The organism is Ruegeria lacuscaerulensis (assembly GCF_013033355.1).
Classification (GTDB): domain Bacteria; phylum Pseudomonadota; class Alphaproteobacteria; order Rhodobacterales; family Rhodobacteraceae; genus Ruegeria; species Ruegeria lacuscaerulensis_A.
In genome coordinates this window covers 60333-74387 of the sequence record NZ_WQDY01000016.1, presented here as the reverse complement: position 1 = coordinate 74387, position 14055 = coordinate 60333, and the positions used below count along the sequence as shown (strand labels likewise).

Below are 14055 nucleotides of genomic sequence, written 5' to 3'. Positions count from 1 at the left end.
GTCAGTAGCGGCGGCACCAAACATGTTTCGAGCACCTGCTCTGCATCGACGGATGGCTAATGCTCACAGACAGCTTTCACGGGGTCTCAAGTCCGGAGTACGCGCGGCAACAAGAGGTGCATGCGTGTGTGTCCTTCATGGCTCAAGGCGAAGGCAAAACCGCAATGTCGTTTACACCGATTATTGGTTAACGTACGTCACTGGCGGGCTCGAGCAACGCACTGGCCAGTACTGGCTCCGGCGACCACCTTCAGAATAGTTCAGCGCCGTCAATGCCGCACGGACGAAGGTAAATGGCACTGAGTATTTTGCAAATACGTTGTCAAAACACTCCTAGCTTGGTTTCACCGGACGCAATCACTTAACAACTGCCCTGAGTTGGTGCTTGGTGCTCGTCCAAAACCCCTGAAATAAGTCTGCAAGATGTGATAGGAAATACTGTCATAAGATCGTTATGCAAAAGCGGCAACAATTCTCGTTGCCAGCCAATTCGAAAGGTCACCCATGTCATTTTCCAGCCGCTCGTCAATTTCGCGTCGCCAGTTTCTTGCAACAACAGCCAGTGCAGCGGCGATCACCTTGCATCCTTTTTCAGTTTTGGCTGCCAACAACCAAGCGCATTTGCGCATTATGGAAACAACCGACATCCACGTCCATGTGTTCCCTTATGACTATTATGCTGACAAACCCCGTGACACCGTGGGCTTGTCCCGTACGGCCTCGATCATCAACGAAATTCGCTCTGAGGCAACAAATTCGATCTTGGTCGACAATGGTGACTTTCTTCAAGGGAACCCGATGGGTGACTACATCGCCTATGAGCGTGGCATGAAAGAAGGGGACGCCCACCCCATTATCACCGCGTTCAACATCGTTGGCTATGATGCCGCAACTCTGGGCAATCACGAATTCAACTACGGGCTGGATTTCCTGGAAAAATCACTCGCGGGTGCGGAGTTCCCGGTCGTTTTGGCCAATGTTTCAAAGGCACAAGGTGCAACTCCGCGTGACGACAAAACGCTGATCAAGCCTTATGCAATCATCGACCGTGAAATCGAAATGGGCGATGGGACTAAGCACTCGATCAAAATTGGAGTAATTGGCTTTACGCCGCCGCAGATCATGAACTGGGATCGAAAGCACCTGGAAGGCAATGTTCAAACCCGCGATATCGTCGAAACCGCGCGGGCATACGTGCCAGAGATGAAAGAACAAGGTTGTGACCTAGTCATCGCCCTTTCACACTCTGGGATCGGTGACGCCAATCATGTCGACGGTATGGAAAACGCATCAGTCGTTTTGGCGGGTGTTGACGGGATCGACGCGTTGGTCACGGGCCACAATCACCTTGTCTTCCCCTCGCCGACATTTTCGGACCGACCCGGCATCGATGTCGAAAAGGGCACCCTTATGGGCAAACCTGCTGTCATGGGCGGCTTCTGGGGTTCACATCTTGGTTTGCTGGATCTGCTGCTGGAACGGGAAGGAAATGAGTGGCGTGTGATTACCACTACGTCTGAGGCCCGTGCGATTTCCCAACGCAATGAAGACCGCTCAATCACCGCTTTGGTCGGAGACGATCAGAAGGTTCTCGACTCGGTTGCGAAGGATCACGACGAAACGCTCGCCTATGTCCGTCGAGCAGTCGGCAAGACATCTGCTCCATTGCACAGCTATTTCGCGCTGGTTGCTGATGATCCGTCTGTTCAGATCGTTTCAATCGCGCAGAAATGGTATGTCGAAGAAATGCTAAAAGGCACCGAGCATGAAGGTTTGCCGATCCTGTCAGCGGCGGCGCCGTTCAAGGCGGGTGGTCGCGGAGGCCCCGACTATTACACCGATGTCCCGGTTGGGGATGTTGCTATAAAAAATGTGGCTGATCTGTATCTCTATCCAAATACGGTGCGCGCGGTGCGAGTGAACGGTGTTCAGCTGCGTGGTTGGCTGGAGCGATCGGCCGGAATGTTCAACACGATCGAGTCAGGCTCAGAAGACGCGGTTCTACTGAATCCTGAGTTTCCGTCTTACAATTTCGATGTAATGGATGGTGTGACATACCAGATCGACCTGTCACAACCGTCGCGCTTTGGACCAAAGGGCGAAGTGGCGAATCCCGATGCAGCCCGAATTGTGAACTTGTCCTTCCAAGGTGAACCGGTCACTGATGACATGGAGTTCATCATTGCCACCAACAATTATCGTGCATCGGGCGGCGGTTCGTTCCCTGGCGCACTGGGTGATACAATCGTATTCGAGGCCCCAGACACCAATCGCGACGTCATTGTGCGCTATATTGTTGAACAGGGAACGATCAACCCAAAAGCGGACGCTAATTGGTCCTTTGCGCCTCTTGAGAACACAACCGTTCTTTTCGAAACCGGCCCAAAGGCCCGAGACTACATTGGCGACGTCAAAGGCGTTTCAATCGAAGACGCCGGAGAAGGCACAGACGGTTTCGCGGCTTTCCGCATCAAGCTCTAGTTCAATCTCATTTGCATACTTTGGGGGAGCTGGGGGTCAACTAAAGCAGCTACCATCTGGCTTATGCTGACCGCCCGTCTGCGATGTTCAAAAGCTATCAGTGGTCAGAATGAACGTCTGCTTTGGGCTCAAAGCAGACGTTCGCTGCGCAGTGCATCAATGACCGCTGTGCGGACAGAGCCGCCATCCACTTAGCACAAGGCAAGGACCGCACTGAACCCAAACCTGCCGTTCAACTGCTCTGCGCGTTGTTGCGCTATTGCCTGTGAAACCGGACTTTTGCCGCGCGTGCAATATTTGAGGGTTGTTCGAAGTCGATTCAGTTGGACTGCGCATATCTCTGGCCCAGACTTACACCTCGACATCACACAGCCGCCGATCCTCTCCGCGGGTCCAGCAGCATTTTGGCGCTTCTCAGCTGACTTTGGACCAATCGCCGGTCTCTACTTAGATGCAAATCCTGGCTCACAGCCCGACCAGCCCAAGGTTTTTGAAGAGTGACTGCGCGTCTGCGTTGGTCAAAGGAATGATCAGTTGGTCTCCCTCGACGCCTTCGATGATGTTCACCGAGCGAAGCAGGTTTCCATCCACTCTGATGTCGAGCGAACCACCCACAGATTCCTTGGTGAATGCAGCAAGGGCAGCGGCAGCGCCTGGCATTAGGCTTAGCTCGACAAGAGACTGGCCATCCGTACCTTCGCGTATTTCGCCCCTAATCACTTCCTGCGCTGTTACGAGGATAGGACCAAGCTGAAGCGGCGCTGTTGAGGCATTGATCACGCATATCGGATGGTTGCCGGGGTTTCGCCCCCCTCCCAGATCAAGGCATTGGTCGACATAGGTGGCTTTCTGTATCTCAGAACCAGCCCAGAATGCGATTCCGGCCACAATGAGTATGGCGAAGGTCAACGTATTGCGCGTTGAAAACATCGGCATTTTCCGTCTGCTTAGCCGCGTCAGGCGACGGAACAATCCGTGGCCGATGGCTTGACCCATAAACAAATAACTAAAGAATAACGGGGCAACATGAGCAAAGCCACTGATAAGGACGCTTGATATGGGATTTGTACAATCGATAAAGGTCTGTCTTTCGAAGTATGTCGTTTTTTCGGGGCGGGCGACTCGTTCGGAATACTGGTGGTTCGTGCTATTCGTTATCTTGTGCAACATCATCTTTTCGATCCTGGACGGGGCAATTTTCGGCATCAACCCAGAAACCGGCGAAGGCACGGGTATCTTTAATCCCTTGTTTCAAGTTGCGATTTTTTTGCCAATGCTGGCTGCTGGCTGGCGCCGATTGCACGACAGCGGACGCCCCGGATGGTATCTTCTTCTACCAATGGCCTTGGGGTTTGCGACCATGATTGCGCTTCTTAGCGGCGTTGCGGTCTTCACCGTACTGGAAGGTGGTGTTGACGATCCAGAGGTGCTACGCGGACCAGCGGCGTTTCTCGGAGCGACCGGTATGATGGTGGTTTGGGCGCTGCAATTGGTCTTGACGGTCATGATGATCTGGTGGCTGACCCGGCCGTCGCAAGACGGGGACAACGCGTATGGTCCGCCGGTGGCGTAGGACATTTGCCAAGCTAGCTTTTGATACAGAGAGGAAACTGGAATGAAGAGTAAGATATCATTGGCCCTTGCGGTAGCCTGCCTCATCGCATCGCCAGTCTTTGCAGAGTGGACTTTCGTCGCCGGACCGACGGCAAATGCGTTCATTCAATCCAGCGACTCAACTCTTGAACTTCAATGTGACCGTATCCGTTTTGTGCCCGCGGGCTATGAGGATAGCGAAGACATTGTGGCCAAGCAGGGATTATCGATCCGTTTCATGAAGGATGGAACGACAGAAGCAGGTGCCTTCCAGATCGGACCAGAGAACGCCGACACTCAGATCGTCGACAACTACCCCGTCGAGATCTTGTTCAACAGTGCGGAGGATTACGGCTTCGTTCTGGATCAATTGGCAGCAAATGCCTCGGTCAATCTTTCTATGATCGATCAGGACATCACTTATGGGATCTTCGATTTGGCGGGTTCGAGCGCGGCCATCAAGTCGCTCAGGTCTGCCTGTGGCGGGGCGACACAGCAGACCGCGAGCACCGAGGCTCCGGAGGGCGTAGTCTATTGCGGTGGCGGCGCCGTGAAACGCCAGATCGAATACGTGATCCTGAACTCTCCGGACGGTGAATGGGATGCATTGCTCACCGTGAATGGTGAGGTGACGCGGGCCATGACCGCCTACAGCTACTTTGGCAATGCAGAAGCCCCGAAAGGGTTCGTTGTTGCGCTTCTTGGTGAGGACAGATCAGAAGCCCTGATTTTCCAGGATGCGGGAGCGGACTGGTTGGAATATGGGGATTATCGTTATGACAAGTGTAACTGATGCTTTGGCAGAGTTACGCTCGCAGAAACGAACGGCCAAAGTCTTGAGGAGTCTCGGAGTTTGGATTGCAGTCTGGCTTGCCTTAATCACACCGGCAACGTCCGCCGATGTGTCCGATCTGCCTGAACAGTTGCAGGAAAAAGTACAATCCGCCCGACAAGCTTGCGCAGAGTTCGACAATGGCACAGTCTACCTCGAATGGGAGGCCGTTGACCGGGTCGATCTGGACGGCGATCTATATCTCGATTGGGTGCTGAACGAGCGGGGGTTCGCCTGTTCGACAGCCGCATCGCTTTACTGTGGAACAGGTGGATGCATGTCGCACTTTCTCGTGCATGATAAAGTCTATTCCTTGTTGAACCAGGGCTGGGACTTGGCAGATCTGGGACTGAGCAAGGTCCTTCTAGCGGACGTCCACGGTTCGCAGTGCGGCGGTATCAATCCGACACCTTGTGCGGCAGCCAGCATTTGGGACAGCGAAGAGAAAAAATGGCGAACAACTGCCGCTGAGTGGGAGTGACCCGCGTGAGAAACATTGCCAGAGCGCTGCAATGATTTTCGCCACCCAAACTATGCCAACGGAGTAAGGCCACATGAGAAAGCTGACACTCATCTCCCTTTTGTTGCTTGGCTTGGGCCTTGCGCTCTGGGCCGGATATGCGGTTCAGGGCTCTTATGTCGATGAAGATGGCGTGTTGCAGGAGCATTTCCACCTCCTTGCCCTTGGTTGGGTTTTCACCTTCGCAGGGGCTGTTGCTCTAATGGGATCGCTCGTTTCAAAGTTCATGAAGCAGAGGACGACCTCCGAATGAACACTAAAAGCCAAGCCGTGATTATCCTTTGTCTGGTTTGCCTGTGCGGCCCAACGAACGCAGATGGTGTTCATTTTTCAGGCCTGTACGTGCCAGAAGGTCTGAGTTGCGAAGATGGTGCACAAATCTCTGAAGAGTATGGCGATCTTCGAGCAGGCTATGTCATCTATGACGATGAAGGTCGTAAATCGGATGACGCGGACTGCGCCTATGCGCAAGTTCAGGCCCTGCGCGGGACATCTCTGCAAATTGTCGATCTTGAGTGTTCTTACGACGGCTCGTCGTATGAATACCGTCAGGTGCTGTCACCCCTGAGCAACAATCGCATGTTGGTTGTCAACGGGCTTGATGACGGAACTTCGATCTATCAGGTTTATACGTATTGCGGTTGGGTTCCTGAGGGTAACTAGCGCCACGCACGCATCGCTGGCAGAGGTAGGCAATATGAAAAACAAACAACTCGCACCACGACGCAAGGCTTGTTTAGTGTGCACAACAGCGCTTTACCTGACGTTTAGTGTTATTGGCGAAGCCGCGGCGCAAGGGTATTGCAGTGCCGTCACTGGTACAGGATTGAACCTTGGTTGCGCGGAGACGCTCGCCAATACCTCAACCGGTACACTCGGCGCTGCAGATGTTTTTGTGGACCCCGTCATTGGCCGCTTTGATGGTCTGGTCTGGGACTCAGACACGATGTCAGGGCTTGCACTTGGGGGGTTCCGAACCCGTGAATCAATTGCATTTTCCAGATCAGTATATCGCTCTTGGGAGAATGTTTTCTTTGGGTCAACGAGAACCGACGGAGGGAAAACGGCCCTGGACGTGTTTGCATTCCGCGATCCGCCTTCGGGCCCCGGAAACGTTCAAGCGACTTTGTTGTTTGATCGACTAACGCTCGAGAACACCTCTTTGACGATCCGGGACGGGGTAAGTTCTGCTGGTCCTCAGACCGGTCAGATCGTCAACCTGAGTCTCGGCTTTGGCGCAGCCGGTATCGGGCGTGGCGGTGGACTTACGCTTCGCAATAGCGATTTGATTTTTCGGGATGGAACCCGCCTTTCAATGAACTCGCCGGATGGCGGACCTGCGTTCATCAGAGCCGAACGCGGAACAAACGAATTGCGTTTGGGAAGCAACCATATATTTGGTGTGCCGCTTACTGTCGACGTTGCAGACGGGGCGCGCCTTGACTTGGTCGGCACCACCATCGAGCCGTTTCTTGATAGTTGGTTGACCGTTGGTCAGGGTGCGGAGCTACAACTTCGATCCAACTCGGTTCTGGGTTTAACAAAGTCGAACGGCTCCGCTACGCCTTCCTCTGAGATCACGGGGGGTACGCTTCGCCTTGAAGGTGCGGGGACGGAGCTACAATTGACCGATCCTCAGATAACTGACGGCTCTATCCTTCTTGAAACGGGCGCCACGTTTCGTGTTCAGGATTCCAACAATGCCGCAAGCGCGTTGACATTCGCAGGAAACAGCACCCTGCGCTTCGAAAGTGGGGCTTCTGCCGTTGCCGGCTCTGTGACGGGGCCGGACGATTTAACGGTGAACGTGCGCGCGGGCACGACAGTCGTTTCGTCGTCAACGCTGATGGATGTAGGCGCAGGCTTGCGCGCAAGCAACATTGCAATAAATCAAGGGACGTTGGATATCTCCGGCTTGAGTGCTCAAAGCGACTTTTATGACAACTTGTCTGCGCTCTCTGTGGTAAATGGTGGAACGTTCATGGACGCCGGATCGCAGGTATACTCTGGCCTCGATACGCTGAACGTCGATGGCGGCACATTGCGCTCGCTGGCCACATTTGGGTCTTTTGCTGGCCCGAGTGGTCCAATGGTCGCACGACTTAACGATAGCACGATCGACCTTTTTGGGGCATTGCCTCCTGCGTCTAGCATCGCGCCGGGTTTGGCAAGCTTACGACTGAACGCAGAACAAGCGCAGTTCTCGGGTGACAACAATGTACGCATCGGGATTAGTCCCTCCGGCGAGTGCTCGGTCTCTGGGGGTAGCTGCATTCCGGGAACAACGAGATACAGTGGGCAACTGATCACCAATGTGGCAGGAACTGCACCAAGTCTGACGGGGTTCGACACTGTCTTTTTCGTGCCACTCGCAACTGACCAAAATGCCGGTGCCGCAGATTATGTGACCGGCGGCGTAAGCGGCATCTACACTGTTGCCTTGAATAATCCGGCAATCGGACTTCCTGGCACCACCGCATCCTACGATGCGAGGCCGCGCACTCCAACGGCTACGGACTTGGCATCCGCCGGTTCAACGCTCCCGGCAAATCTATTGTATTCCATCGTGAACGACCCGCTCGCAGACGATCAGGTGGACATAGCGTTCATAGACGTCGGATAAACAAATAACCCATTCATCACCTCCACCTACACACCTCAAACAACCACGTCCGTTGTCACCAATCCAAATACAGGCAATCAGACAACAACTACGGTCGTTACCACGCCGTCGGGCGGCGGCGCGACCCAAACTGTAACCACAACGATCACAGCACCCGGCGGTGGGGTGATTTCCACGAACACGGTGACAAACACCTTGGGACCCGCAACTGGGACGACAAATACCCAAAACCTTGGACAGTTGGTCTCGTCCAATGGTAAAAGCCTTCCTTACAACTCCCTGCAACAGGTCAGCACGCTGCACCCGGAAGCCTATGCCTCTTTTATGACTGTCGCATTGGAGCACAGCGATATGCGCCGCAACATGGTTCTTTCGAACGCCAATGGGCGCGCCACTGGCAATGGCCGTATCGAGGGATTGACCGACGAAGGCCGGAATGTCTGGTTCGATGCTGGTCTGACCAGAGGGCAAGTCGATGCCGATGGCAGGCTAGCAGGGTTTGATTATGATCTTAACCAGTTCATCCTCGGCGCCGATATTTGGGCAGACAATCGTCGCCGCTTTGGCGCCTATCTTGGTTACGGTACTTATTCGATGACAGATCACACAACCTCGACCGATACGCTCGACTTTTCCTCTGACGCGTTCAGCATCGGCGCGTACGGCGTGGTGGAGTCGACGAATTGGTCTTTTTCGGGAATGGCTGGCGTATCATGGGGTGACACAGACGCGACCCGGGACGCGGTTACTGGCTCAAGCGTAAATCGTCATACGGCAAACTATGATCATACAACATACGAGATTGCTGCGCGCGCGGAATACACTGCCCTGCCATCACGTGGCGGTTGGCATCTAGCACCGGAGGTCGGTCTGGGTTACGCCCGCTACGAACAAGACGGATTTACTGAAGATGGCGACTTGGCAACCGCATTGGCGGTAGACAATGCAACTGCGGATAGTCTGATCGGAAGCGTAGGCATCAACGTGACTGGGCCGGCATTTGCTGGTGGTCTAATACCTCTTGGCTTCATGCGTTATGAACACGATTTTCTTGCTGCATCCGACGAGACACACGGAATTGACGCGGCCTTTGCCACGTCCCCGGGCATTTCTCAGTCTTTTGTCGGCACCCATCGAGGCGAGAACGCAATCTCCGTCGGCTTGGGTCTTGCAACGACCGTGAACGCGTCCGTCGATGCTTCTGCGGGGGTTGTCTTCCAAAAAAATACAAACGGCGATGAATTCGGTGGCGGCTTAAGGATCACTTGGCGTTTCTGACTCGGTTTCCGTCGATGCCTTGGATTGCGAGGCAAATCAAATATCCGCAATACTTTAACCAGCTAATTAAGTCAGTTGAGAGACGACACTCGTGAAGCTCGCCGCCTGAACTTACAAATCCAAGGTCTTCTTTGGGCTCAAGGCAGTCATCTGAGTCTTTTGGTCAGGTGACTGCTTAGAATGGGAAAGCGGGCTTAGAGTTTTGCAAACCTTTAATTTGTACCACACGGAATTTTGCCTATCCACGCGGTCTCACTCCTAAATGGCCTATTGTTTGACCCGCCCCCAATCCCAACACTCAAATTAACAATGGAGGATAAAATGGGGGATGAATATAATATATATACTACTAATATATTAATTTAAAATAATTAAATTGAGTTTGATGGCGGAGACGAAGGGATTCGAACCCTCGAGACGGTTTCCCGCCTACTCCCTTAGCAGGGGAGCGCCTTCGACCACTCGGCCACGTCTCCGTTGGCCGGTATATCCCTGCCCGGCGACCAGTTACAAGGCGATTTTCCCAGCTGCTGTTATTTTTCTAACTTACGACCCGAAGGTGACATCAGAATTCCTAAAAGACACACCTAGTTGGCGTAGGTGCGCGCCGAAAAACCGTTCCAACACATGACGCCGAGTGGGGTGTGGAAGCAGGGCGAGTCAGAAAACTTGCCAACAGGACATGGTTTAAGGCATATTTGCTTATACATATTTAAGAAACCGATAAGACTAAATTTAATGGGGGCAAAACCGGGCAGTGGGCGTTCAGCCCATTTCTAAGCTGTTGGGGGTATATAAGCTTGGCCTGGTTAAAAGTATTTTGCGTTGTGTTGTCTATATTATTGCTTGTACCTGTGCAAGTCTGGGCCAACATAGGAAAAGTTGTCGGCGTCAAACAAGGCGCACAAATCGTCAGAAGCGGAGAATCACAGCCCTTACGGTCCGGTATGGAGGTCGAGTCTGGCGACGCCATAACAACCGACCAAAATGGATTGGTTCAATTGATATTTGTCGATGAAACCAAAATAGCGATCGGACCGAACGCCAGCATGGTACTTGATGTGACCATGTTGCGCGGCAAGCAAAAAGCAAAGTCCTTTGCGGTTCAGGCATTGGGCGGTAGTTTTCGCTTCATCTCGGGGAAAAGTAAGAAAAGGGCATATTCCATCCAAACCCCGACAGCCACCATGGCCGTTCGGGGCACAACGTTCGACATGTGGGTTGTTCCCGGAACGCAAAGCGCAATGCTGGTTTTGGATGGCACTGTTCGAATGTGTGGCCTCGGCGGTACATGCCGCTCCACTGGGCGACAGTGCAGTCTGTTCGCGACCACTCAGCGCGGCAATGTTGGTCGACCTATAGATCAGGAACAATACGAGTTGGCGCTGAAGACCGGCTTTCCCTTCGTCCAGTCTCAAGACGAACTACTAAGCCCGCTTAAAGTCGGGATTGGTGGCTGCGCAGCTGAATCCGTTCCATTGCCACCTATTAAGTCCGACGCACCGACACCGCGACGCATCCGGCAGCAAGCAAAAATCACTGCTGCCCCCCGTGCAGACCCACCGGCAGCTGACCCCCCCGCCGCCCCTGAGCCACCTGCGCCGGAACCACCGGCACCCGAACCGCCGGCACCCGAACCACCGGCACCCGAACCGCCGGCACCGGAGCCGCCTGCACCCGAACCACCTGCACCGGAGCCGCCAGCACCGGAGCCTTCGGACCCAAAAAGCAGGTCGGGTCAGGCTGATGGTTCTAACCCAGCGGGTCGGGGCGGGCCATCTGGTGGGGTTAACAACCCCGGACAGGGCAAGGGGCCAGGGCACGGGAAAGGTCAAGGTCGCGGGAAAGGTAAGCGAGACAGGGGCGACGCTTGAGTACATGCGCCCTTTCTACGGCACAGTGACGTGCCCGCGCACGCAGACGCGTCAGCGAGCTGATAACCCAAACCGGGCAACCCTCGCCCGATGTTATCGGAGGCACACTTGACCGGGAAATACAGAGAAAAAACGGGACGGCGGCGCGGTTTTCGCCTGGTCGGGCTGGGTTTGATACTGATCGGTTGCTTCATCAGGGTCATTGACCCTTATCCCATTCGCATGAGCCGTTTGATTTATTTCGACCTGCTGCAACGTGTTTCACCGCGCGAATACAACCCGGACTTGCCGATCCGCGTTCTGGACATTGACGAAGAAACCCTGGCGGTCTGGGGCCAATGGCCATGGCCCCGAACGCTATTGGCCCAGATGGTGCAAAACCTTGGCGAAAGCGGCGCTGCGGCAATCGCTTTTGATATGTTGTTTGTCGAGCCCGACAGGTACTCGCCTGCGCGGTTACTAAACGACCCTGCCTTGGCGGGCGTTCTGACGGTCGAACACCATGCACAGAAGATGGACTACGACGTTCTGTTCGGTCTGGAAGTAGCGAATTGGCCCGTTGTCTTGGGAACTGCTGCCCGGGTCTCGCAGGAAGGTGCCAAAATTACACCCAAGGCAGGCATTATTGAAGTCGGTGAACAACCGGCATCCGGGCTGGTCTCTGTCCCGTTCTGGACGCCAATTGCGCCGCCTCTGGGGCGCAGCGCTGCTGGCATTGGCGGTGTGAATGTCTCACCCCTTGGGGGAACGGGCGTTGTAAGGCGCGTTCCGGTTCTTTGGAACGGCCCCAGCGGTCCACTTCCCGGCCTTGGCATCGAAGCACTCAGGGTGGCAATCGGCGCACCCTTTGTGCTGGCCGAGGGATCATCCGATGAAGAGGGCATCATGCTTGCGGTGGAGCTTGGTGATTTTCGGTTGCCGACCACTGAAAACGGCGAGGTCTGGATCAGATACAGGCGCGACCAACCCGAGCTCTACCTGTCGGCCAATGACGTAATGACAAGTCCTGATGACCAAGCGCTGCAAGCTGAAATCGAAGGCCGGATCATTTTGATTGGCACATCTGCAGCAGGTTTGTTCGACATGCACCAGACACCACTTGGCGAGTCCGTCCCCGGCGTTTCCATCCACGCACAACTGCTGGAACAGATCCTGACCGGCGAAATGCTGAGCCGGTCAGATGTAACCGCTGCGCTGGAGCTGCTGTCTTTCGTGTTGCTCGGCCTGATCGTGATCGCTGTCATGTCCAGCTTTGGGGCAGTTGCATCATTTGTTGCTGGGGGTTTAGCCGCTGCTGTGGTCATCGGCACAAGTTGGCTTGCTTTTCAAAATCAGCTGATCTTGTTTGATGTGACGTTCCCTCTGGCTGGGGGAATGGCCAATTTCGGCTTGTTGGCGGGGTATCTCTTTGTCTCAACCGAGCGTGAGAAGCACGAAATCCGCAAGGTTTTTTCACATTACGTAGCGCCGGAAATCCTCGACGAAATGGAGCAGTCCGGCCACCGTTTGAAACTAGGCGGCGAGACGCAGGAGATCACGGTCATGTTCTCGGACATACGGGGATTTACTCCACTCTCTGAATCTGTCTCCGCAACCGAACTGGTGACCTTGCTGAACGAGCTTTTCTCGCAGGTGGGCGACCAGATCTTGCATGAAAGAGGTACAATCGACAAATTCATAGGCGATGCAGTTATGGCGTTTTGGAATGCGCCTTTGCCGGTAGAAGACCACCCCTGTCGCGCTGCGCACGCGGCATTGTTGATGCGCAAAGCTCTGATTGCGTTCAACGCGTCGAAGGTGATGCAGGACCGACCACCGATTGCCCTTGCCACGGGATGCGCCACAGGACACGCCTGCGTCGGCAATATCGGATCACGCAGCCGGTTCAACTATACCGTCATCGGTGATGTAGTGAATGTGGCGGCCCGCATTGAACAAAGCTGTCGCCATGTCGATTACGACATCCTTGTCTCACACTCAGTCTACAACGCAGCGCATCAGGATATGGCAATGCTTGAAGCCGGATTTGTCGATCTGAAAGGCAAAACGGATCTCGAAGCGGTGTTCGTTCTTATCGGAGACAACACCGTGCTGAACAGCGCGTCGTTTGAACGGCTTTCAGAGGCACATAACGAACTTATTTCCGCAATCCGAGACCGGCAGCCGTACGATAGGATCGAGCAGTTGTGCGGGCATTGTTTGGCCATCGCGGTCGAAATCGAGCCCGGCTTGCGTCAGTTCTATCGCTCGCTTCCCGGTCGAGTGGCGGATTTCCGGACAGACGTTCAATCAGGTCAGGCAATGTTCAGTCATCGTGCCCGTGAGGTCAGGGCCTGAACGTTCTTCGATTGGCGACCTAGGCGTACTGACTCGGCAAGTACTGTCGACCACTAAAAGAATTGGCCAGGCCATATTTCTGGGCGTGCGTCGGGTCTTTCGACCCCGCTGCGGATCGCCTACGGAGCGCACGACCTTACATCAGATCGTTTTCGACGTCTTCAGCCGAAATGCCCAAGGCGTCCAAACCGTTTTCTAAATGGTCAGACAGGTGCGGTGTACCAATCAAGTAGTCCGCGCAAGGAGTCGACGCCTCGGACTTGGCGGTCGCGATCGCTTCCGCCAGATCATCCGCGAAAAAGCTTTCACGTCCGATCCACATGACGGCAACCAGTTCGGCCTGCTCGTCTTCGCTCATCCGGCCAATAAAAGCGCGCAATTCGCCCTCGGCCCGGTCCAGTTCACGCCCCATCATGGCGACCTGAGCTATTTTTCTTGCCGAGATTTCCAACATGTCCCAACTCCTCGTGTTCGCGGCTTACTTACTACCAGAACCATTCTCAAAGGGTTGAGTCTT

At 54.4% G+C, this 14055-nt stretch carries 12 protein-coding genes and 1 tRNA gene; 10 read left to right on the top strand and 3 right to left on the bottom strand.

The features are described from left to right. Positions 1–504 precede the first annotated feature (504 nt). Positions 505–2481 (top strand): bifunctional 2',3'-cyclic-nucleotide 2'-phosphodiesterase/3'-nucleotidase, encoded by a 1977-nt coding sequence (locus GOW48_RS20835; RefSeq protein ID WP_170388910.1) that lies wholly within the window; start codon positions 505–507, stop codon positions 2479–2481. Between the two features lie 465 nt (positions 2482–2946). Here the strand turns inward: GOW48_RS20835 and GOW48_RS20830 are convergent, their stop codons facing one another. After that, positions 2947–3417, bottom strand: a complete 471-nt coding sequence (locus GOW48_RS20830) for a hypothetical protein (protein ID WP_170755956.1) — start codon at positions 3415–3417, stop codon at positions 2947–2949. A gap of 121 nt (positions 3418–3538) precedes the next feature. Here GOW48_RS20830 and GOW48_RS20825 point away from each other — a divergent pair, with 121 nt between their 5' ends. From GOW48_RS20825 to GOW48_RS20795, 7 genes are all read left to right on the top strand, one after another. Next, positions 3539–4054: a DUF805 domain-containing protein gene (locus tag GOW48_RS20825; RefSeq protein ID WP_170756011.1), complete on the top strand. Its 516-nt coding sequence runs from the start codon at positions 3539–3541 to the stop codon at positions 4052–4054. Between the two features lie 42 nt (positions 4055–4096). Next, positions 4097–4867: a hypothetical protein gene (locus GOW48_RS20820; protein WP_170756010.1), complete on the top strand. Its 771-nt coding sequence runs from the start codon at positions 4097–4099 to the stop codon at positions 4865–4867. Then, positions 4851–5387 (top strand): hypothetical protein, encoded by a 537-nt coding sequence (locus GOW48_RS20815; RefSeq protein ID WP_170756428.1) that lies wholly within the window; start codon positions 4851–4853, stop codon positions 5385–5387. Before GOW48_RS20820 ends, GOW48_RS20815 begins: the two co-directional genes overlap by 17 nt. Positions 5388–5460: 73 nt before the next feature. After that, the gene (locus GOW48_RS20810) at positions 5461–5679 is read left to right on the top strand and encodes a DUF3955 domain-containing protein (protein ID WP_170555315.1); all 219 of its coding nucleotides are present in this window, start codon (positions 5461–5463) and stop codon (positions 5677–5679) included. Next, complete coding sequence (locus tag GOW48_RS20805; RefSeq protein WP_170555317.1) at positions 5676–6089, top strand: hypothetical protein; 414 nt, start codon at positions 5676–5678, stop codon at positions 6087–6089. Before GOW48_RS20810 ends, GOW48_RS20805 begins: the two co-directional genes overlap by 4 nt. Next, entirely contained in the window at positions 6028–8049 is a 2022-nt protein-coding gene (locus tag GOW48_RS20800; protein WP_170756008.1) for a hypothetical protein, read from the top strand. Before GOW48_RS20805 ends, GOW48_RS20800 begins: the two co-directional genes overlap by 62 nt. Positions 8050–8064: 15 nt before the next feature. Continuing rightward, entirely contained in the window at positions 8065–9327 is a 1263-nt protein-coding gene (locus tag GOW48_RS20795; RefSeq protein ID WP_170756013.1) for an autotransporter outer membrane beta-barrel domain-containing protein, read from the top strand. Positions 9328–9713: 386 nt separating this feature from the next. On the opposite strand, the gene GOW48_RS20790 is transcribed toward GOW48_RS20795, so the two are convergent. Beyond that, positions 9714–9803: transfer RNA gene (locus GOW48_RS20790), tRNA-Ser, on the bottom strand. A gap of 471 nt (positions 9804–10274) precedes the next feature. On the opposite strand from GOW48_RS20790, the gene GOW48_RS20785 reads away from it, so the two are divergent. Further along, positions 10275–11201 carry a FecR family protein gene (locus GOW48_RS20785; protein WP_234899429.1) on the top strand — a complete coding sequence of 309 codons (927 nt, stop codon included), beginning with the start codon at positions 10275–10277 and terminating at the stop codon, positions 11199–11201. 108 nt (positions 11202–11309) lie between these two features. Next, positions 11310–13538 (top strand): CHASE2 domain-containing protein, encoded by a 2229-nt coding sequence (locus GOW48_RS20780; RefSeq protein WP_234899430.1) that lies wholly within the window; start codon positions 11310–11312, stop codon positions 13536–13538. 136 nt (positions 13539–13674) lie between these two features. Here GOW48_RS20780 and GOW48_RS20775 read toward each other — a convergent pair whose 3' ends face one another. Further along, the gene (locus GOW48_RS20775; protein WP_170756006.1) at positions 13675–13992 is read right to left on the bottom strand and encodes a DUF3775 domain-containing protein; all 318 of its coding nucleotides are present in this window, start codon (positions 13990–13992) and stop codon (positions 13675–13677) included. Between the last annotated feature and the right edge of the window lie 63 nt (positions 13993–14055).

Coding starts and splice junctions, on each gene's coding strand:
- GOW48_RS20835 (WP_170388910.1), top strand. CDS start 505: ATGTCATTTTCCAGCCGCTCGTCAATTTCGCGTCGCCAGTTTCTTGCA.
- GOW48_RS20830 (WP_170755956.1), bottom strand. CDS start 3,417: ATGCCGATGTTTTCAACGCGCAATACGTTGACCTTCGCCATACTCATT.
- GOW48_RS20825 (WP_170756011.1), top strand. CDS start 3,539: ATGGGATTTGTACAATCGATAAAGGTCTGTCTTTCGAAGTATGTCGTT.
- GOW48_RS20820 (WP_170756010.1), top strand. CDS start 4,097: ATGAAGAGTAAGATATCATTGGCCCTTGCGGTAGCCTGCCTCATCGCA.
- GOW48_RS20815 (WP_170756428.1), top strand. CDS start 4,851: ATGACAAGTGTAACTGATGCTTTGGCAGAGTTACGCTCGCAGAAACGA.
- GOW48_RS20810 (WP_170555315.1), top strand. CDS start 5,461: ATGAGAAAGCTGACACTCATCTCCCTTTTGTTGCTTGGCTTGGGCCTT.
- GOW48_RS20805 (WP_170555317.1), top strand. CDS start 5,676: ATGAACACTAAAAGCCAAGCCGTGATTATCCTTTGTCTGGTTTGCCTG.
- GOW48_RS20800 (WP_170756008.1), top strand. CDS start 6,028: ATGACGGAACTTCGATCTATCAGGTTTATACGTATTGCGGTTGGGTTC.
- GOW48_RS20785 (WP_234899429.1), top strand. CDS start 10,275: ATGGAGGTCGAGTCTGGCGACGCCATAACAACCGACCAAAATGGATTG.
- GOW48_RS20775 (WP_170756006.1), bottom strand. CDS start 13,992: ATGTTGGAAATCTCGGCAAGAAAAATAGCTCAGGTCGCCATGATGGGG.